This is a genomic window from Variovorax sp. OAS795 (assembly GCF_040546685.1).
Lineage (GTDB): Bacteria > Pseudomonadota > Gammaproteobacteria > Burkholderiales > Burkholderiaceae_C > Variovorax.
On the sequence record NZ_JBEPOH010000001.1, the window covers coordinates 139,181 to 163,850 of the forward strand.

Here is a 24,670-nt window from a genome sequence, read left to right on the forward strand (position 1 = left end):
TGCCGCGAGCAGGCGTTACTTGATCCAGAGCCTCACGGCGTCCCAGGCGCGGCCGAAAATGCCCGCCTGCTCGACGCCTTCGAGCGCGACCAGCGGAACGTCGGCCAGGGGCTGGTCGTCCAGGGTCACCTTGAGCGAGCCCACGGACTGGTACTTCGTGAACGGCGCCACCAGCGGATCGGGCCGCGCCACCTGGGTCTTGATCTTGTTGGCGGTACCGGCGGGTACCGCCACCACGATCGCGTCGGGCCGGCCCAGCTTGAGCGTGTTGACCTTGCCCTTCCAGACCGCGGGGGTGGCGGCCGGCTGGCCAGCGTCGAACAACCGCACGGCGTCGTAGGCGGTGTAGCCCCAGTTCAGCAGCTTCTGCGATTCGTTCGCGCGCACGGTCTCGCCGGAGGCGCCCAGCACGATCGACAGCAGGCGGCGGCCGCCGGTCAGGTTGGGAAAATCGCGCTTGGCGGTGGCAATCATGCAGTAGCCGGCCGCATCGGTATGGCCGGTCTTGAGGCCGTCGACCGTGGGGTCGCGGAACAGCAGCAGGTTGCGGTTGGTGTCGTTGGTCGACGGCGTGCCGGGATAGCGGTACTTCTTGATCGCGTAGTACTTGGCTTCCTCGGGGAAGTCGCGCACCAGGCGGGTCGCCAGGATGCTCAGGTCGCGCGCCGTGGTGGTGTGGCCGGAGGCCGTGAGCCCCTCGGGGTTCTTGTAGCTGGTGTTCTTCATGCCCAGCGCCTTGGCCTGGGCGTTCATGAGCTCGACGAAATGCTCCACCGTACCGCCCACGCCTTCGGCCAGGGCCACGGTGGCGTCATTGCCCGACTGGACGATGAGGCCCTTGATCAGGTCTTCGACCGGCACCTGCATCTTCGGGTCGATGAACATGCGCGAGCCGGGCATCTTCCAGGCGCGCTGGCTGACGGGCATGGTCTGGGTCAGCGTGATCTTCTTGGCGCGCAGCGCGTCGAACACGATGTAGGCCGACATCAGCTTGGTGAGGGAGGCCGGCTCGACCGGGCTGTCGATGTCCTTCTGGGCCAGGATCTGGTTGGCCGTGACGTCAAGCAGCAGGTAGCTGCGCGCGGCAACTTCCGGTGGCGCCGGCACCTGGGCGGCGGCAATCATGCAGACCGATGCGGCGGCGGTCAGCACCAGGGCGCGAAACGCGTCAAGAAAACGATTCATGGGGAGAGATGGGGAGAAAACGAAAACAAGCCCGAGGGGCTTTCATGCGATGCCCGCGCGCAGATGGCGCACGACCAGGCTCTTGAGCAGCGGCAATTGTCCGTGAAAGAAATGCCCGCCCCCGGGGACAACCGTGACAGGAAGTGACTGCGGCCGCGCCCAATCCATGACGGCCGACAGCGGCACCGTGTCATCGGCCTCGCCATGGACCACCAGCGTGCGCTCGTGCGCGTCGGCCGGCAGCGTGGCCACGGCAAAACGCGAGGCGGCCGTGCCGACGAGCACCAGCTGCCGAATGTCGCGCGAAGCCCAGAGCGTTTCGGCCGCGCAGCTCGCCACGAAGGCGCCGAACGAAAACCCCGCAATGGCCAGCGGGCCTTCCGGGGCGAGCTGTTCGACGACCTTCAGCATGTCCTCGCGTTCGCCGCGCCCCTCGTCGTGCACGCCCTCGCTCGCACCCACACCGCGGAAATTGAAGCGCACCGCGGTCCAGCCGCAGGCGACGAACGCGCGCGCCAGGGTCTGCACCACCTTGTTGTCCATGGTGCCGCCGAACAGCGGATGCGGATGGGCGATGACCGCGGTGCCGCGCGTGACGTCGGCCTCGGCCGGCCGGTCTCGCTGGACCTCGATGAGGCCGGCCGCGCCCTGGAGGCGGATCTTTTCGGTCTGGGAGTTCATGGTGCTGGGAATGGAGCGGCCCGGCGGCCGCGGGCGGGGTGCACGGTACGAGCGCGGGATGTCCGCAAAAGTTCAGCGGCCGACATCCGGAGGCAGCACGAGGCGCTCGACCACCTTGCCGTTCTTCAGGTGCGACTCGACGATCTCGTCGATGTCTTCGGCATCGACGAAGGTGTACCAGACCGCTTCGGGATAGACGACCGCCACGGGCCCGCCTGCGCACCGGTCCAGGCAGCCCGCCTTGTTGACCCGCACCTTGCCGGGGCCGGCCAGCCCCGCTTCCTTGACCTTGGACTTGCAGCGGTCGAAGCCTTGCTGGGCGTTGTGCAGGGCGCAGCAGTCTTCCCCGTTCTTGCGCTCGTTGAGGCAGAAGAAGATATGGCGGCCGTAGTAGCCGCGCGGCGCGGCGGGAGTGGAACTGGGCATCGGGCGATTTTAGTGAGGCGCGACTGCGCCATCGGGCGACGGGGTCAGCTGGCCGGGCGTCCGCGGCGCGACAGTGCGGCCACCACGTAGGCCAGCACCGCGAACGGCCACACCCAGCCCAGCCATTGCGCGAGCCCATGGAAGCGGATGAAGCGCCCCTGCTCCCAGGTGGCCAGCGTCTGCGCGAAGTACGCGCTCTCGGGCGCCTGGTTCAACAGGCTCAACTGGATCACCAGGCCCACCAGCAGCAAGGCCGCGCACAGCCGCCGCGGCGCGCCCAGCAGCAGCACGCCCGCGAACAGGGCGCTGGCAATGCCGACCTGCACCGGCAGGCCCAGCCAGGCCCACGCATGCTCCGGGCCGTAGCTCAGCGCAGCCGACAGCGCCGAGGCCCCGATGCCGGCCAACAGCGTGAGCGGCAGCAGCACCGCACGCCGCGCCACCGTGCGTGTCACCAGGAAGGCCAGCAGGCACGGCACCAGCGCCCCGAGCATCACGCACAGCAGCTCCACGGCGGGCACCAGCGGTTCGAGCTCGAACTGGCGAAGCGGCATCCAGTCGATGAAGGGCGTGTCGAGCAACCATTCCGAGATGGCGACTTCGAGCCGCTCGAACACCTGGCCGAGCCCGAAGGTCACGGCCGCGGGAAACAACAGCGCGATGGGCCACAGCGCCAGCAGCACCAGCGCGCCGCGCGATTCTTCGACAAACCACTGCGAGCGCGCGCGGCTCCAGTGCGCCACCGCGCCGAGGCGCTCCAGGCCGGCCGCCAGCATGGCGCCCAGGAGCGCGCCCGAGGTATTGAGGCCCAGGTCGACGTTCGAGGGAATGCGTGCGGGAAGGTAGCTCTGCAGCGTCTCCATCGCAAAAGCCACCGCGGCGCCGGCCAGCGTTGCGCGCAGCATGGCGCGCCAGACACTGGCATCCCTTCGCGTGCGCAGCACGGCCAGCGCACAGAGAAACCCGAAGGGCACGTAGCCGCCCACGTTGATCGCGAAATCGAAGCCCGTCCAGTATTTGGGCCACGGTGCCGACAGGTAGGCCCAGGGGGCGATGCCCTGGTCGCGCCAGTCCGCAAACGGATAGAGGCTCGCATAGACGATCAGCGCCGCATAGGCGAGCGCCAGGGGCAGCGCGGCGGTCTTGTGCTGCGGCTCCAAGTTTTCTTTCCGGCTCAGAACGGCTTGACGACCACCAGCACCACGATGCCCAGCAGCAGCAAGACCGGCAGTTCGTTGAACCAGCGGTACCACCGGTGGCTGCGCCCCTGGCCGCCAGCCACGAAGCGCCGCAGAAGCACGCCGCAGCCATGGTGATAGCCGATGGCGGCCAGCACCAGCGCCAGCTTGGCATGCATCCAGCCGTTGCCCGGGCCGCGCCCGATGCCATAGCCCAGCCAGAGCCAGAGGCCGAAAGCCAAGGCCGGGATCGCCAGGAAGGTCGTGAACCGCAGCAGCTTGCGCGCCATCAGCAGCAAGCGCTCACGTTCGGCGACGGACTCCGGCGGCACCATCGCCAGGTTGACGAAGATCCGCGGCAGGTAGAACAAGCCCGCGAACCAGCTCGCAATGAAGACGATGTGAAAAGATTTGACCCAGAGCATGGCCGGCAGTTTAGTGGCCGGCCGCGCCCTTCCTGCCTTTGTCTGCGGCCGCGCACGCTGCGGGCACAAATCCCGGCGCCTGCACGCTGCAGGCAAAAAAAAGCCCGACGTCTGCACGCCGGGCTGGGAAGCCCTTTTGCTGTCACACATCAAGGCACCCGCTCAGGGAGGAAAAGCGGGGAGCGGCAAGCCGCCCGCTGCAGAATTTAACAAAGACGAAACAAGGTTTCAAGCGAATCGACCACTTTCTTTGACAATTTCGCGCAAAAAAAGAGAACCTTCGAGGTATATGCCGGATCGCCCTCCGGACGACCTTCTTGTGCCTGGCGCAGGCTGCGGGGCCGGCGCTTCAGGCACAATTTTCCGCCTATGACGCCATCTCCCTCCTCCGCCTTCGCCATGTACCCCGCCGGCCGGCCGCGCCGCCTGCGCCGCGATGCCTTCACCCGCAACCTCGTCAGGGAGCATGCGCTCACGGCGCACGACCTGATCTACCCCGTGTTCGTCCAGGAAGGCGAGAAAAAGCGCGACGCCGTGTCGTCGATGCCGGGCGTGGACAGGCTGAGCCTCGACCTGCTGCTGCCCGTCGCGGAGCAGTGCGTGGCGGCCGGCATTCCCGTGATGGCGCTGTTCCCGGTCATCGACGCCGGGCTGAAGACACCGGCCGGCGACGAGGCCTTCAACCCCGACGGGCTGATTCCGCGCGTGGTCGCCGCGCTCAAGTCGCGCTTTCCGGAGCTCGGCGTGATGACCGACGTGGCGCTCGATCCCTACACCAGCCACGGGCAGGACGGCCTGCTCGACGACAGCGGCTACATCCTCAACGACCCGACGGTGGAGGTGCTGGTCAAGCAGGCGCTCGCGCAGTCGCAGGCCGGCGTGGACATCGTGGCGCCCAGCGACATGATGGACGGCCGCATCGGTGCCATCCGCACCGCGCTGGAGACGCGCGGCGACGTCCATACCCGCATCATGGCGTACAGCGCCAAGTACGCCAGCGCCTTCTACGGGCCATTCCGCGATGCCGTGGGCTCGGCCGCGACGCTCGGCAAGAGCAACAAGAAGGTCTACCAGATGGACCCCGGCAACAGCGACGAGGCGCTGCGCGAGGTGGGCCTGGACATTGCCGAGGGCGCCGACATGGTGATGGTGAAGCCCGGCATGCCGTACCTGGACATCGTGCGCCGCGTAAAGGACGAATTCCACGTGCCCACCTTCGCCTACCAGGTGAGCGGCGAATACGCGATGCTCAAGGCCGCCGCACAGAACGGCTGGCTCGACCACGACGCGGTGGTGCTCGAAAGCCTGCTCGCGTTCAAGCGCGCCGGCGCCGATGGCGTGCTCACCTACTTCGCACTCGACGCCGCACGGCTGCTGCAGAAGCAATAGCTTGCTGCCCGGGGCACCCGCGGCGCGAGCCCGGGCGGCAATCACAGAGAGCAACAAGGCAGGCCCATGCGCATCATCGAAATCAACCGCTCGCAGGTGAGCGAGCACCCGGCGCTGGCGCCGCTCACGGTGCCGGGCGCCTGCGGCGCGCCGAGCTATCTCTGGATCTCGCTGACGCGGGACGAGTTCCGCACCGCGCTGCCGGAAGTCCAGCAGATCCTGCAGACGCTCTGCCTCACCCAGCTGGTCGACCTGCACGTGGCGGACCTGCTCAATGACCAGTTGCCTTCGCATTTCGACTACACCTCCAAATACGACGTGCTGGTGTTCCGGCGCCTTGCCAGCGGCCCGGGCCAACCAGCGCCGGGCAACGGCAACGGCAAGGGCGCCAGCGCCGGCGAGCCACCGCTGGCGGGCCGGCGCGGACCGCCGGTGCTGCGCCGGGTCGACACCCGTCCGGTCGGCTTCGCCGTCTTCGACCGCGTGCTGCTGTCGGTCCACCCTGAAGACGGCGCGGTGCGCGACGCCTTCGCGGCCCGGCTGCTCGCGGCCGGCTCGCCGGACGGCCATGGCGCGCCGGCGCTCGACGTGCGCGCCACCTCGGCGCGCGTGCCCACAGGCACCGCCGACCTGATGCTTCGCGTCATCAACCAGATCGTCGACGGCTACCTGGACATGCGCCGCGAACTCACGCGCCAGCTCGACCACTGGCAGACCGAACTGATCGATCCGCGCAGCCGCTTCACCAACTGGGGCGCGCTGATGGAAGCGCGCCAGTCGCTGCACCACCTGGACGAGATATGCCAGGACCAGCGCGCCGCCATCCAGGACTGGATCGATTCACTCGAAACCCTGCCGCCGCCCAAGGGCGAGACCGAGCAGCGCGAGCGCGACCTGGTCATGGTGCGAAGCCGCGACGTGCTGGAGCACATCGAGCGCGTGGTGCACCACGTGCGCCGGCTCGAGCAGAACGCCGAAACGGCGGTGCAGATGCACTTCAGCGTCCAGGGCCACCGCGCGAACGACATCATGCGGGTGCTCACCGCGCTGACCGCCATCTTCCTGCCGCTCAACCTCATTGCCGGCATCTTCGGCATGAACTTCGAGTTCATTCCGCTGGTGCACAAGGCGGACGGATTCTGGATCGCGATGAGCGCGATGCTGGTCATTGCGCTGGTGCTGGTGGTGGTCTTCTGGCGCAAGCGCTACCTCGCGCGAACGCGCTGAACGCGCGAACGCCGGTCCCAATAGAAAAGCCACGCAGGAGCGTGGCTTTTCCGTTCCAGCGGCCCCTCGGGGCCAGCCTTCTTCGACGGCTTACTTGGCGACGGCGCCCGAGCCTTGTTGGGCCTGCACGCGTGCGTCCATCGGGTGGGGCATGGTCGAGAGGACCTTGCTGTTGACGCGCGAACCCGAGCTCACGTTCTGGTCGGGCGCGTAGGCGGTACGGACCGCTTCGGCTTCGACGAGCGAACGGTCCTTCGACACGGCCACCGTTTCCGGGCCGCGCGAACCGCGGGTCACGTTCTGGTTCGGAGCCGATGCGGTGCGCACGGCTTCGGCGTTCACTTCGTCGCGGCTCTTGGTCGAGATGGCGGTGTTCACGCCGTCGTAGGTTTCTGCCTGGGCGCCGGTGGCGGCGAGGAGGGTCAGGGCGGCGGCGGCGAGGATGTGCGAGGTCTTCATTTCAGTTCCTTGTGTTCGTTGGATGGTTCGTCCACCAGGCTTGCTCGTTCGCTCACCTGTGCGGCGAGTTTCCGACTGAAACAACAGTGCGGAACGCGCGGAACAGAGACACCGTGTTTCCTCTATTGAAACAATGACAGTTCAAAGGCGTGCACGCGATGGTGGGCGCCCGGCGCCGTCCGGATGTCCGGCTTCCTGGAGAATTCGGGCACGCCGGCGCAGGAACGGAAACAATGGGCACTTTGACATGGACAGTCTCGATCTGATCAGAACCTTCCGGGAGGTGGCCTCGCAAGGCAGCTTCTCGCATGCGGCCAAGAAGCTGGACATGTCCAAAGCCACGGTCAGCAAATACGTGGCGGAACTCGAAACGCGCTTTGGCGTGCGCCTTCTCAACCGCTCCACGCGATCGGTGAGCCTGACCGACGCCGGGCAGCTGCTGCTGGAACGCAGCACGCCGGTGCTCGAGATGGTGGAGCTCACGCAGGCCGAACTGCAGGAGCGCGCGAGCCAGCCCGGTGGGCGCCTGCGCATCTCGGCTCCCCACGGCATGGGCAACGGCGAGTTCCCGGGCCTCCTGGCCGACTTCATGCGCTACTACCCGGATGTGAGCATCAGCCTGCAGCTGACCAATCGCGCGGTGGACCTCGCGGAAGAAGGCATCGACGTGGACATCCGCAGCGGCCCGGTCGCCGATGCCAACCTCATCGTGCGCAAGCTGATGCTCATGGAGATGGTGGTCTGCGCATCGCCGGTCTACTGGAAGAAGCACGGCAAGCCCGCGCATCCGCGCGATCTTGCCGCGCACGAGGCGCTCACCCATTCGCTGCTCGGTGCCCAGCCGGTCTGGCGCTTCGACGAAGCCGGCGAGCCGCTGGACGTGGCCGTCAAGAGCCGCATGGACTGCACCGAGGGCGCGCCGCTGATCCGCGTCGCGATGCGCGGCTTCGGCGTGATCTACCTGCCTTCCATCCTCGTGCAGTCGCACATCGACGAGGGCGAGCTGGTGCCGGTGCTGCAGGACTACGCGCGCAAGGACATGTGGCTCTCGGCCGCGTACCTGCAGCGGCGCCACAACAGCGCGGCCCTGCGCGCGCTGCTCGACTTTCTACAGACCCGCGTCGGCAAGGGGCCGGGCGCGAAACGCAAATAGAAAAACCCGGCAGGGCCGGGCTTTTTATTGCAGGCGTCGTTCAGCCGACGTGCTTGGCAAAGAATTCCAGCGTGCGGGTGCGCGCGAGCGTGGCGGCCTCGGCGTTGTAGGAGCCGCGCTGGTCGCAGTTGAAGCCGTGGCCAGATTCGTAGACATGCACCTGCACCTCCGGATGCGCCTTCTTGAAGGCCTCGATGGTGTCCAGCGGAATCCAGTGGTCCTGGTTGCCGAAGTGCGCCAGCACCGGCACCTTGGGCTGGCGCGCGGTTTCTTCCGGCGTGGTCATGCCCCCGCCGTAGTAAGGTGCCGCGGCCGCGATGCCCGGAACCAGGCTCGCGGCGCGCCAGACCAGGAGGCCGCCCCAGCAGTAGCCCACGATGCCCACCTTGCCGGCCTTGGCCGCATAGGCCACGGCGGCTTCGACGTCCTGCAGCACGCCGGGCGCGGGCAGCGCCTCGACCGCGGTCTTCAGCGCGAAGCCGGCCTTCATGTCGTCGTCGCTGTAGCCGAGCTCGACGCCGGGCTTCACGCGATGGAAGGTGGACGGAGAAACGGCAAGGTAGCCGTCCGCCGCATAGCCGTCGGCCACCGAGCGGATGTGCGAGTTGACGCCGAAGATTTCCGGCACCACGACCACGGCGCCGCGCGGCTTGCCGGCAGGCTCGGCCACGTAGGCTGGAAAGACGAAGCCGTCCTTTGCGGTGAGATCGATGAATTGGCCCATGGTTGTCTGCTCCTTGAATTTGCGAATGACCGATCGAAGAGGTGTGTCGCGCTAGCGCTCGTCCTGGAGCTTGCGCGCGACGAAATCGAGCCGGTCCTGGCCCCAGAATATCTCGCCGTCGATGACATAGCTCGGCGCGCCGAACACCTGGATGTCGATCGCTTCCTGGGTGTAGGCCTCATAGCGCTCCTGCACGGCCTGGCTCAGCGACTGCTCCGTGCGCTTGGGCGGCAGGCCGCATTCGGCGACCAGGGCCTCGAGCACCTTCGGATCGCCGATGTTGCGCTCCTGCACCCAGACCGCGGCCAATACCGCGCCGCACACCCGCATGGCCACGTCGGTGCCGTCGTGCAGGTCCACGGCGATGATCAGCCGCGCCGCATCGTCGCCCGAGACGGGAAAGAATTTCGGCTTGAGGTTGAGCGGCAGGCCGAGGTGGCGCGAAAAGCGCGCCAGTTCGACCAGCCGGTAGGCCTGGCGCTGCGGTGCCCGCTTGCCGAGCGGCAGTCCGCCCGAGATCGGATAGACGCTGCCCAGGTCCACCGGCCGGATGCGCACCGTGGCGCCCGCCGCTGCCGCGATGTCGGCGAAGCGGGCATGCCCCAGGTAGGTCCAGGGGCTTTGCGGCGCAAAGTAATAGTCGATCGTGTGGCTCATCCGCGTGCCCTCGATGATGTAATCCAAGCCAACGGTTTTAACTGACACGCAGTTTTTGTGCAGGAGGTCGGAATTGGACCAGGTACTCTTGATCACCGGGGGCGGCCGCGGCATCGGCGCCGCCACCGCCTTGCTGGCGGCCCAGCGCGGCTACGCGGTGGCCGTCAATTACGCGAGCAACTCGCTGGCCGCCGACGAGGTGGTGCGCACCATCCGCGCGGGCGGCGGCACTGCGGTGGCCGTGCAGGCCGACGTGGGCGACGAGGCACAGGTGGCCGCCATGTTCCAGAAGGTCGACGCGCGGCTCGGCCGCCTCACGGCGCTGGTCAACAACGCCGGGGTCGTCGACGTGCAGGCGCGTGTCGACGAAATGAGCGTGGCGCGGCTGGAACGCATGTTCCGCACCAACGTGATCGGCAGCTTCATCTGCGCCCGCGAAGCCGTTCGGCGCATGAGCACTCGCTACGGCGGTGCGGGCGGCGCCATCGTCAATATTTCCAGCGCCGCGGCGAGGCTTGGCTCGCCGGGCCAGTACGTCGACTACGCGGCCAGCAAGGGCGCCATCGACACCTTCACCATCGGCCTGGCCAAGGAAGTCGCCGCCGAGGGCATCCGCGTCAATGCGGTGCGGCCCGGCCTGATCGACACCGAGATCCACGCCTCCGGCGGCATGCCCGACCGCGCCTTCGAGCTGGCGCCCACCGTGCCGATGCAGCGCACCGGCAGCGCCGACGAGATTGCCGGCGCCATCCTGTGGCTGCTGTCCGAAGAGGCCAGCTACACCACCATGGCCCTGCTCGACGTGACCGGAGGGAGGTAAGTTGAGTACCTCGATGGACCTGATCAAGCCGCTGGTCACGCTGGTGGCCATCGTCAACCCGCTGGCCATCGTGCCCTTCTTCATCCACTACACGCAGGGCTATTCCGATGCGCAGCGCCGGCACACGGTGCGCATGTCGGCGTTCAGCGCCTTCGTCGTGATCGCGGTCAGCGCACTGATCGGGCTGCAACTGCTGGCATTCTTCGGCATCTCGATTGCGAGCTTCCAGGTGGGCGGCGGACTGCTGCTGCTCATGAGCTCGCTCTCGATGCTCAATGCACAGCCGGCCGAGAGCAAGACCAACGTCGAGGAGCTGCGCGCCACCGAGGTCAAGGCCTCGATGGGCGCATCCATCGCGGTGGTGCCGCTCACCATTCCGCTGCTCACCGGCCCGGCCACCATATCGACCGTGGTGATCTATGCCGACAAGACGCAGCACCTGTGGGAGCTGGGGTTGCTGGTGGGCTACGGCGTGGTGGTGGCGCTGGCCACCGCGCTGGCGTTCTCGCTCGCGCAGCCGATCGCGCGCGTGCTCGGCAAGACCGGCATCAACATCATGACGCGGCTCATGGGGCTGATCCTCGCGGCGCTGGCGGTCGAGGTCATGGCCGACGGGCTCGGCAAGCTGTTTCCGATACTGCAGCGCGTGGGCTAGTGCCCGTTCAGGCCAGCATCTTCTCGAGGATTTTCCAGTGCGCGGGCTCGACCGGCGTGATCGACAGCCGGTTCCCCTTGCGCAGCACCACCAGGTCGGCCAGCTCGGGCCTGGCGCGCAGTTCGGGCAGCGCCAGGAGCCGCGTCTTGCGGACGGCCTGCACGTCGACCAGCAGCCAGCGCGGATCGTCCTTCTTCGAGGCCGGGTCGTAGTACGGCGACTTCGGGTCGAATTGCGTCGGGTCGGGCTTGATGCCCGAGGCCACGCGCGCAAGGCCCGCGATGCCGGGCTCGGGGCAGCTCGAGTGATAGAACAGCACGCCGTCGCCGACCTTCATGCCGTCGCGCATGAAGTTGCGTGCCTGGTAGTTGCGCACGCCGGTCCAGGCCACCGTGGCGTTGGGCGCGGCAAGCGCGTCGTCGATCGAGACCTCGCCGGGCTCGGATTTCATCAACCAGTAATTGGGCATGGTGCCCGTTATGGTGTCACATAGTCAGACACCACCACCCACTTTCCGTCCTTGATTTGCGACAGGCGCGACTGGTCGTTGCCCAGGCGCTTGGTGGCGGTGTAGCTGCTCTTGGGGCTGCCGAACATGTCGGGCTCGAAGGTCATGCTGTCCATCGCCTTGATGAAGCTGTCGGTCGTGAGGTTCGGGCCCGCCTTCTGCGCCGCCTTGATGAACGAATCGATGATCACGTAGCCATACACCGAGAACACGGTCGGGTCTTCGTTGAACTTGGTCTTGTACTTGTTGGCCCAGAAGCGCAGCGGCTGCGACTGCTCGTCGGTGTACGGGTTCTGCACCGTCATGGTGGCGTAGACACCGTCCATCGCCTTGCCGCCGAGCTTGTGGATCAGGTCGGTATAGGAGGCGCTGGAGCCCAGGAAGGTCGGGTTGAAGCCCGTCTTGCGCGCCTCGCCCACGGTGCCGATGGTTTCGCGGATGATGGTGCCGAGCACCACGAGGTCGCAGTTGGCGGCCTTCATCTTCGCCACCTGCGAGCTGAAGTCGGTGGCGCCGCGCTTGAAGGAGGTCTTCTCGGCCAGTTCCATGTCCGCCGCCTTCAGGCCCGCCTCGGCACCGCGCTGCACCTCGAGCCCGAACTCGTCGTCCTGGTAGATGGTGCAGACCTTCTTCGCGCCCTTCTCCTTGATCATCTTGGGAAGGGCCAGGCGGATCTGGTCGTAGTAGGTGGCCGCGAAAGAGTACTTGAGCCGGTTCAGCGGCTCGTACATTTCGCGCGCCGCGGTGATCGGCATGAAGTTGACGATGTTCTTCTCGAACTGCACCGGCATGGCCGCCATGTTCTGCGCCGTGCCGATGTGGCCGGCCATGATGAAGATCTTCTCCTGGTTCACCAGCTTCTGCGCCGCGAGCACGGCTTTCTTCGGGTCGTAGCCCGAGTCCTCGACGAAGAGCTTGAGCTTGCGCCCGTTGATGTTGCCCTGCTCGTTGAGTTCGTCCACGCGCAGCTGCATGCCGTTGCGCGCCTGCTTGCCGAAGCCCGCGAGCGGCCCCGACAGGTCCTGGATGGTGCCGATGCGGATCTCGTCCTTGCTGACGCCCTGTTGCTGCGCGGACGCGAAGGTTGCAGCGAGGCCCAGCACGGCCAGGCTCGCGACTGTCTTGAGCTTCATCATTGCGTTGTCTCCTCGGGTTGACAAAAACGGTTCGGCGGTGCCCTTCAGCGGTACATCGCCTCGATGCGCCCGGCGTACTTGGCCTGCACCAATTTGCGCTTGAGCTTCATCGTGGGCGTGAGCTCTTCGTCCTCGGCACTCAACTGCGTTTCGAGCAGGAAGAACTTCTTGATCTGCTCGACCCGCGCAAACTTGGCATTGACGCGGTCGATCTCGCCCTGGATCAGGTCCAGCACCTCTTTCGCGCGCGTCAGGCTCTCGTAGTTGCTGAAAGGCACATCGTGGTCCTGCGCAAACTTCTCGACGTTCTCCTGGTCGATCATGACGATCACCGTCAGGTAGGGCCGCTTGTCGCCGATCACCACGGCATCGGTGATGTAGGGGCTGAACTTGAGCTCGTTCTCCAGCTCGCTCGGCGTGATGTTCTTTCCACCTGCCGTGATGATGATGTCCTTCATGCGGTCGGTGATGCGGAAATACCCTCCCGCGTCCACCGTTCCCACGTCGCCGGTGTGCAGCCAGCCCTCGGCGTCGAGGGTCTCGGCGGTCTTCTCGGGCAGGTTGAGGTACCCCATGAAGACATTGGGCCCGCGCACCAGGATCTCGCCGGTCTGCGGATCGAGGCGCACCTCGTTGTAGCTGGTGGCCGGACCGATCGAGCCCGGCATGATGCGCGAGGGCGGCACGCCGGTGGAGGCGCCGCACGACTCGGTCATGCCCCAGACCTCGAGCATGGGCACGCCCAGCGCCAGGTACCAGCGCACCAGCTCGGGCGAGATCGGCGCCGCCCCGGTCACGAGAAAGCGCGCGCGGTGGATGCCGATGAGCTTGCGCACGTTGTCCAGCGCCAGCCAGCGCGCCAGGCGGAACTTGAAGCGCAGGCCCGCGCCCACGGGCTGGCCCTGCAGCACGCGCTCGGCGATCTGACGGCCCACGCCGATGCTCCAGCCGTAGGCGGCCTGCTGCAGCCGGCTCGCTTCCTTCAGCGTGATCATCACGCCCGAATAGAACTTCTCCCACACGCGCGGCACGGCGGTGAACACCGTGGGCGATATCTCGCGCACGTTCTCGGGCACCGTCTCGGGGTTCTCGACGAAGTTGAGGATCGAGCCGGTGTACATCGCGAAGTATTCGCCGCCCATGCGTTCGGCGATGTGGCACAGCGGCAAGAAGCACATGCGCTCGTCGCCTTCGCCCTGCGCCAGCAGCGAGTTGTAGCCGCGCATGGTGTACACCAGCCCGCGGTGGCTGTGCATCGCGCCCTTGGGCTTGCCCGTGGTGCCCGAGGTGTAGACCAGGATGGCGAGGTCTTCGGGCCGGCAGCCGGCAATGCGCTGGTCCAACGCCTGCGGATGGTCCTGCAGATGCGCCCGGCCCAGCGCACGCAATGCGTCCAGGCTCATGACGCCGGGGTCGTCGAGCTCGCGCAGGCCTTCCATGTCGAACACGACGACCTTGCGCAAGAGCGGCAGCCCCGCGCGCACTTCGAGCGCCTTGTCGAGCTGCTCGTCGTCCTCGACGAAGAGCACCGTGGTGCGCGAGTCTTCGCAGAGGTAGTGCACCTGCGAGGCCGCATCGGTCGGGTAGATGCCGTTGGAGACGCCGCCGCAGCTGAGCACGGCGACGTCGCACAGCACCCACTCGATGACGGTGTTGGAAAGAATGGAGGCGCATTCGCCCGGCCCGAAGCCGAGCGCCAGCAGGCCGCCCGCGATCTCGCGCACGGCTTCGGCGGTCTGCCGCCAGGTCCAGCTGCGCCAGATGCCGAACTCCTTCTGCCGCATCCAGACCTTGTCGGCGCGCAGTTCCACGGCCTTCCAGAACACGGCGGGAATGGTGTCGCCCGGCACGACGATGCCGGGCTTGGCCTCCAGGTGCGCCAGGTCCCACAGGCCGGCGGGAGGGCGCAGGGCGATGGGGGTGGTCATGCGCTCATCTCCATGTCTTCTTCTTTTTCCAGCGCCGCTCGCCGCGCACGCCGTCGTCCTTGACGCCGAGGTAGAACTCCTTGATGTCCTCTTTCTCGCGCAGGCGTTCGCAGGTGTCTTCCATCACGATGCGGCCGTTCTCCAGCACGTAGCCGTGGTCGGACGCATTGAGCGCCATGTTGGCGTTCTGTTCGACCAACAGAATGGTGGTGCCGCGCTCGCGGTTGATGCGCACGACGATCTCGAAGATCTCCTTCGTCAGCTTGGGGCTGAGCCCGAGGCTGGGCTCGTCGAGCATGATGAGGTGCGGCGCGGCCATGATGGCGCGCGAGATCGCAAGCATCTGCTGCTGGCCGCCCGAGAGCAGCCCGGCGTCCTGCGTGGCGCGCTCGCGCAGGATGGGAAAGTAGCTGTAGACGCTCTCCATGTCGCGCGCCACGCCGTCGCGGTCCTTGCGGGTGTAGGCGCCCATGAGCAGGTTCTCGCGCACCGAGAGCAAGGGAAACACTTCGCGCCCTTCGGGCACGTGGCTCAAGCCCTGCTGCACGATGTAGGCCGGGTCCTTGGCCGTGATGTCCCGGCCCTTGAATTCGATGCTGCCCTTTCTCGGGTCGATGATCCCCGAGATGGTCTTGAGGATGGTGGTCTTCCCCGCGCCGTTGGAGCCCAGGACCGTCACGATCTCGCCCTGCCTGACCTTCAGGCTCACGCCCCGGATGGCCTTGATGGGGCCGTAGGCGCTTTCGACGTTGAGCAGCTGGAGGACTACGTCGGTCATGGCGTGAGTCCTCGCGCTCCGGGCGCCTGTGACGAAGCAGCGGACTTCATGCCACCCTCCTCAAACTGCTCACATCGTCCACGGTCCCCAGGTAGGCCTCGATCACCCTCGCATCCGCCTGCACCTCGCGCGGCGTTCCGGTGGCCAGCACCTCGCCCATGTTCATCGCCAGCACGCGGTCCGACACCTTCGACACCAGCGACATGTCGTGCTCGACCATCAGCACCGACACGCCCAGTTCATGCTGGATGTCCTGGATCCAGAACGCCATGTCGGCCGTCTCTTCCACGTTGAGCCCCGAAGAAGGTTCGTCCAGCAGCAGCAGCTTGGGTTCGGTGCACAGCGCGCGCGCCAGCTCCACCACCTTGCGCACGCCGTAGGGCAATCCGGCCACCATCGAATCGCGGTGATGCTGCAGGTCGAGCAGCTCGATCACCTGCTCCGCCTTCTCGCGCGCCGCGATCTCGGCGCGCCGTGTGGCGGGCGTGAAGAACACCTCGCTCCAGAAACCCGTCTGCCGGTGCGTGTGGCGGCCGATGAGCAGGTTGTGAAGCACCGTGGCGTGCTCGAACAGTTCGATGTTCTGGAAGGTGCGCGCAATGCCGAGTGCGGCAATCGCATGCGGGGCCTGGCGCGTCAACGCCAACGGACCGGCGGCCTCGCCGTGCCACGTGATCTCGCCCATGGTCGGCGTGTAGATGCGGCTGATGAGGTTGAACACCGTCGTCTTGCCCGCGCCATTCGGGCCGATGAGCGTGAACACCTCGCCGCGGCGCACGTCGAAGCTCACCTTGTTGACCGCGAGCACGCCGCCGAAGCGCACGCTCAGGTCCTTCGCGGAAAGAAGAACGTCGCTGCTGCTCATCTCAGGCGGTCCGACTTGGTGAACGACTTCTGCCGCTTGAACAGGCCCTTGCGGTAGAACGGAAAGAGCTGCAGCCAGGTGCGGATCTTGAGCCAGCGGCCGTACAGGCCCAGCGGCTCGAACAGCACGAACGCGATCAGCACCAGCCCGTACACCAGCCCCTGCAGCCCGGGCGCCTGGCCGACCACGGCCGGCAGCCAGTCCTTGCCCATGGAGATGAGCTGCGGCATCGCGATGAGGAAGATCGCGCCCAGGAACGCGCCGTGCACCGAGCCGAGCCCGCCGATCACCACCATCAGCAGCAGGTCGATCGACTGCAGGATGTTGAACTGGTCCGGCGAGATGAAGCTGAGCTTGTGCGCATAAAGCGCGCCGCCCAGCCCCGCGAGCGCGGCCGAGATCGCAAACGACATCGTCTTGTAGCGCGCGAGGTGGATGCCCATGCTCTGCGCCGAGATCTCGGAGTCGCGGATCGCGACGAAGGCGCGCCCGGTCGGCGAGCGCAGCAGGTTCAGGATGCCCAGCGTGCTGAGCACCGCCACCACCAGGCAGAGAAAGTAGAAGCCGTTGCCCGACCCGAGCGACCAGCCGAAGAGTTGCGGCGACTTCACGTGCAGCCCCGCGTTGCCGCCCGTCACGCTCTCCCAGCGCGCGAACACTTCCTCGACGATGAAGCCGAACGACAGCGTGGCAATGCCAAGGTAGATGCCCTTCACGCGCAAGGCCGGCAATGCGACCACCACCCCCACGGCCGCCGACAGCGCCGCAGCCGCGAGCAGGGCGATAGGGAACGGGACGCCCAGGTTCGTGAGCACGCCCTGGGTATAGGCACCCGTGCCGAGGAAGGCCGCATGGCCGATCGAGAACTGCCCGGTGAAGCCCGCCAGCAGCATCAGCCCGAGCCCCACGATGCCGTAGATCAGCACGAAGGTCAGTTGCGCAAGCCAGTATTCGTCGATGACCCACGGCGCGACGAGGAGGAACGCGACCAGCAGGCCATACCAGAACACATGGCCGCCGTGCCGCGCAAGGCGGATGTCCTGGTCGTAGCTGGTCTTGAAGATGAAGCGCATGGGTCAGGTCCGCCGTAGAGCGTGGAGGCGCATGGTCAGACTTTCTTGCGCAGCTTTTCGCCGAACAGGCCATTGGGTTTGATCATCAGCATCAGCAGCACCACGATGTAGGGCGCCGTGTCCTTGAAGCCGTCGGGCAGGTAGAAGCCCGCGAACGATTCGACGATGCCGATCACCAGCCCCCCGACGATCGCGCCCGGCAGGCTGCCGAAGCCGCCGACCACCGCGGCCGGAAAGGCCTTGAGCCCGATGAAGCCCATGTTCGCGTGCACGAAGGTGATGGGCGCGAGCAGCATGCCCGCGATGGCCGCGACCGCCGCCGCGAGCCCCCACACCAGGCCGTTCAGGCGCTTCACCGGAATGCCCATGTAGTAGGCCGCGAGCTGGTTCTGCGACGAGGCCTGCATGGCGATGCCGAGCTTGCTGTAGCGGAACATCGCGAACAGCAAGCCGCAGAGGATCGCCGTGGCGACGATGATGGCGAGCTGCTCGAGGTTGACCACCAGCCCGCCCAGTTTCCAGATCTGGTCCTTGTAGGGCACGGCCAGCGTGTGGGTGTCGGTGCCGATGCCCGGCACCATGGTGATGAGCCCGCGCGCCACGTAGGCGATGCCGATGGTCAGCATCACGATGGAGAACTGCGGCTGGCCGAGGATGGGCCGGATCACGACCAGCTCCAGCAGCACGCCGAAGGCCGCCATGGCCACCACGGCGAGCAGCGCCGCCAGCCAGAACGGCAGGCCGAACAGCGACATGCCGGCAAATGCACCGAAGGCGCCGAGCATCATCAGGTCGCCCTGCGCGAAGCTCACGGTTTCGGTGGCCTTGTAGATCAGCACGAAGCCCAGCGCGATCAGGCCATAGATGCAGCCCTGCGCAATGCCTGAGAGAAGGAGCTGGAGGATCTGCATGCGGCGCCCCGTCCTGCGGGCCTAGTGCCTGAGGCCGCCGGCCGCGTCGTGCAGCGCGAGACGGCGCGAGCCGGCCAGGATGTCGCTCGGCTTGAGCCCGTAGACCTGGCGGATCGAATGGCTGAAGTGCGTCGAGTCGGGGTAGCCGGTGTCCAGCGCGATGTCGGTCAGCGTGCTGGTCTGGCGCACGTAGCGCAGCAGGCTGCGGGCGCGCTTCCAGGCCCGGAAGGCGCGGAACGCCATGCCGGTTTCCTGCTTGAACAGATGCAGGAAGCGCGAGAAGGACAGGTGCACCGAGGCCGCGCATGCCTCGGCCGAGGCTGGTGCGGCGGGGTCGGCGTTGATGGCGTCGATCACCTTGCGGATGCGTGCATCGAGCGCGCGCGGCACCAGCGCCTCGCCGAAGAAGAGGGGGTCGAACGCCAAGCCCTCGAAGCTCTGGCGGCCCGACAGCGCGAGCAGCTGCGCATGCGCATCGTGCATGTGCTGCACGAACGCCGGCGCATCGACCGGGCCGCAATGCTGCAGAAAGCCCGGCAGCCGCGCGGGATCGACCGACTCGGATTCGACCAGCAGGTTGAGGATGAGCGGATGGCCGCTTTCCACCTGGTGCGGCACCTGCGGCGGCACCACCAGCAGCTGGCCCGTCTGCCAGGCGCCTGCACCGATGCGCAGGCGGTTGGGCGGCGCGCCGGCCGGCGACACGTACACGCCGTAGCCGCCGATCGTGCGTTCGGCCGCGGCGCCGAGCAGCCCGGCGTAGAACACCCGCTGGTGCGTGAGCCACATCAGGCGCTCCCCGCATCCCGGGCTCCCGCTTTCCGGCGGCGCCGTCTTCGTTCGCTGCATGGCGTCTGTCTCCTGCATCGGGCCGCCGTCGGCCGGGGGCCGGCACTGCGTTGGCTGGATCGTAGCGGCGGGGGCCGATGGCACGGCGTCCATTTGCGCGGGGACTTTCCCTAGGCCGGCGCGAGCGCGCGGCGGAGTTCGGCGCTGCACAGCGCGACGGCGGTGCCGGCCTCGTCGAGCACCTTGCCCATGGTGATGAAGCCATGGATCTGGCGCTCGAAGCAGACGTACGCGGCGCGATTGCCGGCGGCGGTCAGGGCCTCGGCGTAGGCCATGCCTTCGTCGCGCAGCGGGTCGTAGCCGGCCGTGAGCACCAGCGCGGGCGGCAGGCCCGAGAGGTCGGCGTGCAGCAGCGGCGACGCGCGCCAGTCCAGGTCGTGCCGCTGGTCGTCGATGTAGTGGTCGTGGAAGTACGCCATCGTGTCCCGGGTCAGAAGCAAGCCCTGGCCGTTGGCCTCGTGCGAAGGATGGCCGCGGCGCTGGTCGGTGGCGGGATAGATCAGCAGCTGGAAGGCGATGGGCAGGTCGCCCGCATCGCGCGCCGCGATGGCCGCCACCGCGGCGAGGTTGCCGCCCGCGCTGTCGCCGCCCACCGCGAGCCGGCTCGCATCGAGGCCGAGCGAAGCGGCCTGGCGGCGTACCCAGCGCGTCGCCGCCAGCACGTCGTCCACGGCGGCCGGAAAGCGGTGCTCCGGTCCCATGCGGTAGTCGACCGATGCGACCGCGCAGCCCGCGCCGTTGGCGAGCGAGCGGCACAGCACGTCATGGGTGTCGAGATCGCCGATGACCCAGCCGCCGCCATGGAAGTACACGAGCACCGGCAGCGCCGCGTCCGACGGCGATCCCAGGGGCCGGTAGAGGCGCACCGGGATGGTGCCGTGCGGCCCTTCGGCCGTCAGTTCGCGGACTTCGGCAACCTGCGGGGCTTCGGGTTGGGTGGCGGTGCGCCGCTCGCGGTAGAACGCGCGCGCCTCCGCCGGCGAAAGCGTGTGTGTCGGCGGAATGCCGCGCGCCTCGATGAAGTCGAGCAAGGCGCGCGCCTGGGGATGCAGCATGGTGTCTCCGGTGGGTCGGGCTGGGGTGCTCCCGATCTCATCCGCACGATGCCCGCAGCCGCCGGTTGCCGCTTGCGGAAACTGGCTGTCAAACGCCCGGCCGTGCCAGGCGCGCGCCTCAGGCCTTGCGCGGCTTCACGCGCGAGGCGGCTTCCTTGGCGAGCCGGCGGGCGGTGCCGGTGTCGGCCGCATGCACCAGCGCCACTCCCATGCGGCGCCTGGCAAAGCTCTCGGGCTTGCCAAACAGGCGGATGTCGCTGCCGGGCACCTGCAGCGCCTCGGCCACGCCGTCGAAGGCAATGCCGGTGGCATCGACGCCGCCGTAAATCACGGCGCTCGCGCCCGGGCTCTTGAGCGAGGTGTCCACCGGCAGGCCGAGGATGGCGCGCGCATGCAGCTCGAACTCGTTCTGCCATTGCGTGGCCATGGTGACCATGCCGGTGTCGTGCGGACGCGGGCTGACTTCGCTGAACCAGACCTCGTCGCCCTTCACGAACAGCTCGACGCCGAACAGGCCCTGGCCGCCGAGGTCGGCCGTGACGGCTTCGGCGATCTGCTGCGCCTTCTGCAGCGCGGCCGCAGCCATGGTGTGCGGCTGCCAGCTCTCGACATAGTCGCCGCTCACCTGCACGTGGCCGATGGGCTCGCAGAACTGCGTGCGCACCGCGCCTTCCGCGTCTTTGGCGCGCACGGTCAGGAGCGTGATCTCGTAGTCGAAGTCGATGAAGCCTTCGACGATCACGCGGCCATGGCTCACGCGGCCGCCGGCCATGGCGTAGTCCCAGGCCTTCTGCACGTGGGCCGGGCCGTCGATCTTGCTCTGGCCCTTGCCGGAGCTGCTCATCACGGGCTTGACGATGCAGGGGTAGCCGATGCCTGCGTCGATGGCCGCCTGCAGCTCGTCCAGCGAGTCGCAGAACTTGTAGGGGCTGGTGGGCACGCCCAGCGTCTCGGCCGCCAGGCGGCGGATGCCTTCGCGGTCCATGGTGAGGCGGGCGGCGCGGGCAGTGGGAATCACGCGCACCACGCCGGCGTCCTCGAGCTGCTGCAGCATGGGCGTGGCGATGGCCTCGATCTCGGGCACCACCAGCAGCGGTTTCTCGGCCTCGATCAGCGCCTTGAGCTGCTCGGGGTCGCTCATGGTGATGGTGCGTGCGTGGTGCGCCACCTGCTGGCCGGGGGCATTCTCGTAGCGGTCGACGGCGATGGTCTCCACGCCGAGGCGCTGCAGGGCGATCAGCACCTCCTTGCCGAGCTCGCCCGAGCCGAGCAGCATCACGCGGGTGGCGGAGGGGGAAAGAGGGGTGCCGAGGGTGGTCATGGTCGGGATCGGAAGAGGGAAGAAAAAGCAACCGCCGCACTGTAAGCCACGCGCGGGCGAACCGTGTCACGCGCGGCAACGGCGCCGTTGCGGGGCTGCTTCACAATCGATCTCCTGCCGCGGTGGTGGCCTGCGCCCCACCCGCTCCCTTTTCCCCTGTTTTTTCTTCATCAAGGAGTTTTCTCATGACGATCCAGACCGTCGGCATCATCGGCGCCGGAACAATGGGCAATGGCATCGCGCAGGCCTGCGCGGTCGCCGGCGTCAACGTGGTGATGGTCGACATCGCCCAGGCGGCAGTCGACAAGGGCCTGGCCACCGTGTCGGGCAGCCTCGACCGGCTGATCAAGAAAGAGAAGCTCACGGCCGAACAGAAGAGCGCGGCGCTGGCGCTGATCAAGGGGTCGACGAACTACGACGAACTCAAGGGCGCGCAGCTCGTGATCGAGGCCGCCACCGAGAACCATGCGCTCAAGCTCAAGATCCTCAAGCAGGTCGACGAGCTGCTGGCGCCCGAGGTGATCATTGCCTCGAACACCTCGTCGATCTCCATCACGCAGCTGGCCGCAGCCACCTCGCGGCCCGACCGCTTCATCGGCATGCACTTCTTCAACCCGGTGCCGATGATGGCGCTGGTGGAGCTGATCCGCGGCTACCTCACGAGCGACGCCACGCACGATGCGGTCAAGGCGCTGGCCGAGACGCTGGGCAAGTCGCCGATCACGGTGAAGAACGCGCCGGGCTTCGTGGTCAACCGCATCCTGGTGCCGATGATCAACGAGGCCTTCTTCGTGCTGGCCGAAGGCATCGCCACGGCCGAGGACATCGACGCCGGCATGAAGCTGGGCTGCAACCAGCCCATCGGCCCGCTGGCGCTGGCCGACATGATCGGCCTGGACGTGTGCCTGGCCGTGATGGAGGTCTACCTGGCGCAGTTCGGCGATTCCAAGTACCGCCCCTGCCCGCTGCTGAAGGAAATGGTCGCGGCGGGCCAGCTGGGGCGCAAGACCGGACGCGGCGTCTACGCCTATTGAGCGTCGGCCAACAAAAACAAAGGAGACAAGAACCATGACCGCCGTGCCCACCACCCCGCCGCCCGAAGGCTGCATCGACACCCAGGTGATCGACCATGTGCTCTTGATCGGCATCAACCGCCCGGCCAAGCGCAATGGCTGGACGCCGCCCATGTTCAGGCAGCTGGCCGAGGCCTACACCCGGCTGGACGACGACCCCGGCCTGCGCGTGGGCGTGCTGCATGCGTTCGGAGACCACTTCACGGCCGGGCTCGACCTGCCGGCGGTCACCGAATACATGAAGCGCGGCGAGAAGGCGATACCGGCGGGCCTGGTGGAGCCGCACGACTTCGGCCTGCCCGGCTATCGCCGTCGAACCAAGCCGATGGTCGCGGCGGTGAAGGGCATCTGCTTCACCGTCGGCATCGAGCTGATGCTGGGCGCCGACATCGTGGTGGCGGCCGACGACTGCCGCTTCTCGCAGATGGAAGTGCAGCGCGGCATCATGGCCACGGGAGGCGCCACGCTGCGCATGGCCGAGCGCGCGGGCGTGGGCAACGCGATGCTGCACCTGCTCACGGCCGACGAGTTCGACAGCGCCGAGGCGTATCGCCTGAACTTCGTGCAGAAGGTGGTGCCGGCCGGGCAGGAGCTCGACGCGGCGCTGGCCATTGCGCAGCGCATCGCGGCGCAGGCGCCGCTGGCGGTGGTGGCGACCCGGCTCAACGTGATCAAGGCGGTCGAACAGGGGCCGCTCGCGGCGGTGTCGGAGTTCATCGAGACGCAGAAGCGGCTTTCCAACAGCGAGGACGCGGCCGAGGGCGTGCGTTCCTTCGTCGAGCGCCGGCCCGCGCGCTTCAGCGGGCGTTGAAACGCACCGCGACCGCCATGCACTTCACCGGAGCCCCGCTGCCCATGTCCTCTTTCAAACCCAGGCGTGCCGCGCTTGCCGCCGCCTTCGCACTGCTTGCCGTGAACACCAACACCCATGCCCAGACGCCCGCGCCCGCCGCGCTGCCCGACCCCACGGCCACCTCGGTCGAGGCGCTGGGCTGGATGAAGGGCTTCCCGCCGCCGCCGGACAAGCTGATCACCTTCGACAACGCGGCCGGCGGCGTGTTTCCGCGCACGCGCTGGAGCTTCTCGCACGTGCGCGAAACCGTGCCCACCGCCAATGTGTGGCGCGGCAGCGGCGCACCGAGCCCCCTGCCGGCAGCGCCGCGCAGCGACATCGAAGCCGTGAGCTTCAAACCGATGGGCAGCGACGAGACGGTGACCTTCGCGCAGATGATCCCGCGCACCTACACCGACGGCATCCTGGTGCTGCATCGCGGCCGCGTGGTGTACGAAAAATACTTCGGCGCGCTCACGCCCGAGCGGCCGCACATCGCGATGTCGGTCACCAAGTCCTTCGTGGGCACGCTGGCGGCCATCCTCGCGGACGAAGGCAAGCTCGATCCGGCCGCGCCCGTCACAAGGTACCTGCCCGAGCTCAAGGACACGGCCTATGGCGACGCCACGGTGCGCCAGGTCATGGACATGACCATCGGCGTGCACTACTCCGAGAACTACGCCGATCCGAAAGCCGAGATCTGGGACTACGCACGCGCCGGCGGCATGCTGGCGCAGGGGCCGAACTACACGGGCCCCAAGTCCTTCTACGAGTTTCTCGCCACGCTCAAGAAGGAAGGCGCGCACGACGCCGCCTTTGCCTACAAGACGGTGAACGCCGAGGTGCTCGCGTGGATCCTGCGACGCGTCAGCAACCAGCCCCTGGCCGACCTGCTGAGCGAGAAGATCTGGCGCCGCATCGGTGCGGAGCAGGACGCCTACTTCATGGTCGACCGCATCGGTACCGAATCGGGTGGCGGCGGACTCAACACCGTGCTGCGCGACCTTGCACGCTTCGGCGAGACCATGCGAAACGGCGGCCGTGCGCCCAACGGGCAGCAGGCCATTCCCAAGGCGGTGGTCGAAGACATCGCGCGCGGCGCCGACACCGCCAGGTTCGCGAAGGCCGGCTATGCACTGCTGCCGGGCTGGTCGTACCGCAACATGTGGTGGGTCACGCACAATCCGCACGGCGCCTACATGGCGCGCGGCATCCACGGGCAGAGCATCTACATCGATCCGAAGGCCGAGATGGTGATCGTGCGCTACGCCGCGCACCCGGTGGCCGCCAGTGCGGGCAACGATCCGCTCACGCTGCCGGCTTTCCAGGCCGTGGCCGAAGCGCTGATGCGGCCCTGAATTT

26 protein-coding genes are annotated in these 24,670 nt (G+C 67.4%); 8 read left to right on the plus strand and 18 right to left on the minus strand.

Going from position 1 to position 24,670, the window contains the following annotated elements:
- Nucleotides 1-15: 15 nt before the first annotated feature.
- From ABID97_RS00695 to ABID97_RS00715, 5 genes are all read right to left on the minus strand, one after another.
- Entirely contained in the window at nt 16-1,185 is a 1,170-nt protein-coding gene (locus ABID97_RS00695; RefSeq protein WP_354396673.1) for a D-alanyl-D-alanine carboxypeptidase family protein, read from the minus strand.
- 42 nt (nt 1,186-1,227) lie between these two features.
- Complete coding sequence (locus ABID97_RS00700; protein WP_354396674.1) at nt 1,228-1,866, minus strand: alpha/beta hydrolase; 639 nt, start codon at nt 1,864-1,866, stop codon at nt 1,228-1,230.
- A gap of 72 nt (nt 1,867-1,938) precedes the next feature.
- Nucleotides 1,939-2,292, minus strand: coding sequence for a (2Fe-2S) ferredoxin domain-containing protein (locus tag ABID97_RS00705; protein WP_354396675.1), 354 nt, complete (start codon nt 2,290-2,292; stop codon nt 1,939-1,941).
- A 44-nt stretch (nt 2,293-2,336) separates the two neighbouring features.
- Nucleotides 2,337-3,452: a VanZ family protein gene (locus ABID97_RS00710; protein ID WP_354396676.1), complete on the minus strand. Its 1,116-nt coding sequence runs from the start codon at nt 3,450-3,452 to the stop codon at nt 2,337-2,339.
- A 14-nt stretch (nt 3,453-3,466) separates the two neighbouring features.
- The gene (locus ABID97_RS00715) at nt 3,467-3,895 is read right to left on the minus strand and encodes a CopD family protein (RefSeq protein WP_354396677.1); all 429 of its coding nucleotides are present in this window, start codon (nt 3,893-3,895) and stop codon (nt 3,467-3,469) included.
- Between the two features lie 399 nt (nt 3,896-4,294).
- Between ABID97_RS00715 and hemB the strand changes: the two genes are divergently transcribed.
- Nucleotides 4,295-5,284 carry a porphobilinogen synthase gene (gene hemB, locus ABID97_RS00720; RefSeq protein ID WP_354401633.1) on the plus strand — a complete coding sequence of 330 codons (990 nt, stop codon included), beginning with the start codon at nt 4,295-4,297 and terminating at the stop codon, nt 5,282-5,284.
- 66 nt (nt 5,285-5,350) lie between these two features.
- Entirely contained in the window at nt 5,351-6,511 is a 1,161-nt protein-coding gene (locus tag ABID97_RS00725; protein ID WP_354396678.1) for a magnesium transporter CorA family protein, read from the plus strand.
- Between the two features lie 90 nt (nt 6,512-6,601).
- On the opposite strand, the gene ABID97_RS00730 is transcribed toward ABID97_RS00725, so the two are convergent.
- Nucleotides 6,602-6,970: a LamG domain-containing protein gene (locus ABID97_RS00730; protein ID WP_354396679.1), complete on the minus strand. Its 369-nt coding sequence runs from the start codon at nt 6,968-6,970 to the stop codon at nt 6,602-6,604.
- Between the two features lie 247 nt (nt 6,971-7,217).
- Here ABID97_RS00730 and ABID97_RS00735 point away from each other — a divergent pair, with 247 nt between their 5' ends.
- Complete coding sequence (locus ABID97_RS00735) at nt 7,218-8,123, plus strand: LysR family transcriptional regulator (RefSeq protein ID WP_354396680.1); 906 nt, start codon at nt 7,218-7,220, stop codon at nt 8,121-8,123.
- A 40-nt stretch (nt 8,124-8,163) separates the two neighbouring features.
- On the opposite strand, the gene ABID97_RS00740 is transcribed toward ABID97_RS00735, so the two are convergent.
- Together ABID97_RS00740 and ABID97_RS00745 are read right to left on the minus strand one after the other, a co-directional pair.
- Entirely contained in the window at nt 8,164-8,847 is a 684-nt protein-coding gene (locus tag ABID97_RS00740; protein WP_354396681.1) for a dienelactone hydrolase family protein, read from the minus strand.
- 51 nt (nt 8,848-8,898) lie between these two features.
- Nucleotides 8,899-9,504 carry a 2-hydroxychromene-2-carboxylate isomerase gene (locus tag ABID97_RS00745; protein WP_354396682.1) on the minus strand — a complete coding sequence of 202 codons (606 nt, stop codon included), beginning with the start codon at nt 9,502-9,504 and terminating at the stop codon, nt 8,899-8,901.
- A gap of 73 nt (nt 9,505-9,577) precedes the next feature.
- Here ABID97_RS00745 and ABID97_RS00750 point away from each other — a divergent pair, with 73 nt between their 5' ends.
- Together ABID97_RS00750 and ABID97_RS00755 are read left to right on the plus strand one after the other, a co-directional pair.
- The gene (locus ABID97_RS00750) at nt 9,578-10,324 is read left to right on the plus strand and encodes an SDR family oxidoreductase (RefSeq protein WP_354396683.1); all 747 of its coding nucleotides are present in this window, start codon (nt 9,578-9,580) and stop codon (nt 10,322-10,324) included.
- A gap of 1 nt (nt 10,325) precedes the next feature.
- Entirely contained in the window at nt 10,326-10,979 is a 654-nt protein-coding gene (locus ABID97_RS00755) for a MarC family protein (protein WP_503012733.1), read from the plus strand.
- A 7-nt stretch (nt 10,980-10,986) separates the two neighbouring features.
- On the opposite strand, the gene ABID97_RS00760 is transcribed toward ABID97_RS00755, so the two are convergent.
- The 10 genes from ABID97_RS00760 to purT form a co-directional block, all read right to left on the minus strand.
- Entirely contained in the window at nt 10,987-11,448 is a 462-nt protein-coding gene (locus tag ABID97_RS00760; protein ID WP_354396685.1) for an EVE domain-containing protein, read from the minus strand.
- An 8-nt stretch (nt 11,449-11,456) separates the two neighbouring features.
- Entirely contained in the window at nt 11,457-12,620 is a 1,164-nt protein-coding gene (locus ABID97_RS00765) for an ABC transporter substrate-binding protein (protein ID WP_354401634.1), read from the minus strand.
- Between the two features lie 47 nt (nt 12,621-12,667).
- Nucleotides 12,668-14,551, minus strand: a complete 1,884-nt coding sequence (locus ABID97_RS00770; protein ID WP_354396686.1) for an AMP-dependent synthetase/ligase — start codon at nt 14,549-14,551, stop codon at nt 12,668-12,670.
- Nucleotides 14,552-14,555: 4 nt separating this feature from the next.
- Nucleotides 14,556-15,329 carry an ABC transporter ATP-binding protein gene (locus tag ABID97_RS00775; protein ID WP_354396687.1) on the minus strand — a complete coding sequence of 258 codons (774 nt, stop codon included), beginning with the start codon at nt 15,327-15,329 and terminating at the stop codon, nt 14,556-14,558.
- A gap of 46 nt (nt 15,330-15,375) precedes the next feature.
- Nucleotides 15,376-16,194: an ABC transporter ATP-binding protein gene (locus ABID97_RS00780; protein WP_354396688.1), complete on the minus strand. Its 819-nt coding sequence runs from the start codon at nt 16,192-16,194 to the stop codon at nt 15,376-15,378.
- Nucleotides 16,191-17,267, minus strand: a complete 1,077-nt coding sequence (locus ABID97_RS00785) for a branched-chain amino acid ABC transporter permease (RefSeq protein WP_354396689.1) — start codon at nt 17,265-17,267, stop codon at nt 16,191-16,193. The genes ABID97_RS00780 and ABID97_RS00785 overlap by 4 nt, the downstream gene beginning before the upstream one ends.
- Nucleotides 17,268-17,302: 35 nt before the next feature.
- On the minus strand, nt 17,303-18,178 hold the full coding sequence (locus ABID97_RS00790; protein ID WP_354396690.1) for a branched-chain amino acid ABC transporter permease: 876 nt from the start codon (nt 18,176-18,178) through the stop codon (nt 17,303-17,305).
- A 21-nt stretch (nt 18,179-18,199) separates the two neighbouring features.
- On the minus strand, nt 18,200-19,027 hold the full coding sequence (locus tag ABID97_RS00795) for a helix-turn-helix transcriptional regulator (protein WP_354396691.1): 828 nt from the start codon (nt 19,025-19,027) through the stop codon (nt 18,200-18,202).
- 110 nt (nt 19,028-19,137) lie between these two features.
- Complete coding sequence (lipP1, locus tag ABID97_RS00800) at nt 19,138-20,082, minus strand: LipP1 family hormone-sensitive lipase (RefSeq protein ID WP_354396692.1); 945 nt, start codon at nt 20,080-20,082, stop codon at nt 19,138-19,140.
- 118 nt (nt 20,083-20,200) lie between these two features.
- Nucleotides 20,201-21,403 (minus strand): formate-dependent phosphoribosylglycinamide formyltransferase, encoded by a 1,203-nt coding sequence (gene purT, locus ABID97_RS00805; RefSeq protein ID WP_354396693.1) that lies wholly within the window; start codon nt 21,401-21,403, stop codon nt 20,201-20,203.
- A gap of 185 nt (nt 21,404-21,588) precedes the next feature.
- Between purT and ABID97_RS00810 the strand changes: the two genes are divergently transcribed.
- Genes ABID97_RS00810 through ABID97_RS00820 form a run of 3 tightly spaced genes read left to right on the plus strand, consistent with a single transcriptional unit; the run spans nt 21,589 to nt 24,666 of the window.
- On the plus strand, nt 21,589-22,437 hold the full coding sequence (locus tag ABID97_RS00810; RefSeq protein WP_354396694.1) for a 3-hydroxybutyryl-CoA dehydrogenase: 849 nt from the start codon (nt 21,589-21,591) through the stop codon (nt 22,435-22,437).
- Nucleotides 22,438-22,471: 34 nt separating this feature from the next.
- The gene (locus ABID97_RS00815) at nt 22,472-23,287 is read left to right on the plus strand and encodes a crotonase/enoyl-CoA hydratase family protein (RefSeq protein ID WP_354396695.1); all 816 of its coding nucleotides are present in this window, start codon (nt 22,472-22,474) and stop codon (nt 23,285-23,287) included.
- 44 nt (nt 23,288-23,331) lie between these two features.
- Entirely contained in the window at nt 23,332-24,666 is a 1,335-nt protein-coding gene (locus tag ABID97_RS00820) for a serine hydrolase domain-containing protein (protein ID WP_354396696.1), read from the plus strand.
- Nucleotides 24,667-24,670: the final 4 nt, after the last annotated feature.

Bases quoted from the DNA above. Each gene is read 5' to 3' on its own strand.
- ABID97_RS00695 (WP_354396673.1), bottom strand. From the start codon at position 1,185: ATGAATCGTTTTCTTGACGCGTTTCGCGCCCTGGTGCTGACCGCCGCC.
- ABID97_RS00700 (WP_354396674.1), bottom strand. From the start codon at position 1,866: ATGAACTCCCAGACCGAAAAGATCCGCCTCCAGGGCGCGGCCGGCCTC.
- ABID97_RS00705 (WP_354396675.1), bottom strand. From the start codon at position 2,292: ATGCCCAGTTCCACTCCCGCCGCGCCGCGCGGCTACTACGGCCGCCAT.
- ABID97_RS00715 (WP_354396677.1), bottom strand. From the start codon at position 3,895: ATGCTCTGGGTCAAATCTTTTCACATCGTCTTCATTGCGAGCTGGTTC.
- hemB (WP_354401633.1), top strand. From the start codon at position 4,295: ATGTACCCCGCCGGCCGGCCGCGCCGCCTGCGCCGCGATGCCTTCACC.
- ABID97_RS00725 (WP_354396678.1), top strand. From the start codon at position 5,351: ATGCGCATCATCGAAATCAACCGCTCGCAGGTGAGCGAGCACCCGGCG.
- ABID97_RS00730 (WP_354396679.1), bottom strand. From the start codon at position 6,970: ATGAAGACCTCGCACATCCTCGCCGCCGCCGCCCTGACCCTCCTCGCC.
- ABID97_RS00735 (WP_354396680.1), top strand. From the start codon at position 7,218: ATGGACAGTCTCGATCTGATCAGAACCTTCCGGGAGGTGGCCTCGCAA.
- ABID97_RS00740 (WP_354396681.1), bottom strand. From the start codon at position 8,847: ATGGGCCAATTCATCGATCTCACCGCAAAGGACGGCTTCGTCTTTCCA.
- ABID97_RS00745 (WP_354396682.1), bottom strand. From the start codon at position 9,504: ATGAGCCACACGATCGACTATTACTTTGCGCCGCAAAGCCCCTGGACC.
- ABID97_RS00760 (WP_354396685.1), bottom strand. From the start codon at position 11,448: ATGCCCAATTACTGGTTGATGAAATCCGAGCCCGGCGAGGTCTCGATC.
- ABID97_RS00765 (WP_354401634.1), bottom strand. From the start codon at position 12,620: ATGAAGCTCAAGACAGTCGCGAGCCTGGCCGTGCTGGGCCTCGCTGCA.
- ABID97_RS00770 (WP_354396686.1), bottom strand. From the start codon at position 14,551: ATGACCACCCCCATCGCCCTGCGCCCTCCCGCCGGCCTGTGGGACCTG.
- ABID97_RS00775 (WP_354396687.1), bottom strand. From the start codon at position 15,329: ATGACCGACGTAGTCCTCCAGCTGCTCAACGTCGAAAGCGCCTACGGC.
- ABID97_RS00780 (WP_354396688.1), bottom strand. From the start codon at position 16,194: ATGAGCAGCAGCGACGTTCTTCTTTCCGCGAAGGACCTGAGCGTGCGC.
- ABID97_RS00785 (WP_354396689.1), bottom strand. From the start codon at position 17,267: ATGCGCTTCATCTTCAAGACCAGCTACGACCAGGACATCCGCCTTGCG.
- ABID97_RS00790 (WP_354396690.1), bottom strand. From the start codon at position 18,178: ATGCAGATCCTCCAGCTCCTTCTCTCAGGCATTGCGCAGGGCTGCATC.
- ABID97_RS00795 (WP_354396691.1), bottom strand. From the start codon at position 19,027: ATGCAGCGAACGAAGACGGCGCCGCCGGAAAGCGGGAGCCCGGGATGC.
- lipP1 (WP_354396692.1), bottom strand. From the start codon at position 20,082: ATGCTGCATCCCCAGGCGCGCGCCTTGCTCGACTTCATCGAGGCGCGC.
- purT (WP_354396693.1), bottom strand. From the start codon at position 21,403: ATGACCACCCTCGGCACCCCTCTTTCCCCCTCCGCCACCCGCGTGATG.
- ABID97_RS00810 (WP_354396694.1), top strand. From the start codon at position 21,589: ATGACGATCCAGACCGTCGGCATCATCGGCGCCGGAACAATGGGCAAT.
- ABID97_RS00815 (WP_354396695.1), top strand. From the start codon at position 22,472: ATGACCGCCGTGCCCACCACCCCGCCGCCCGAAGGCTGCATCGACACC.
- ABID97_RS00820 (WP_354396696.1), top strand. From the start codon at position 23,332: ATGTCCTCTTTCAAACCCAGGCGTGCCGCGCTTGCCGCCGCCTTCGCA.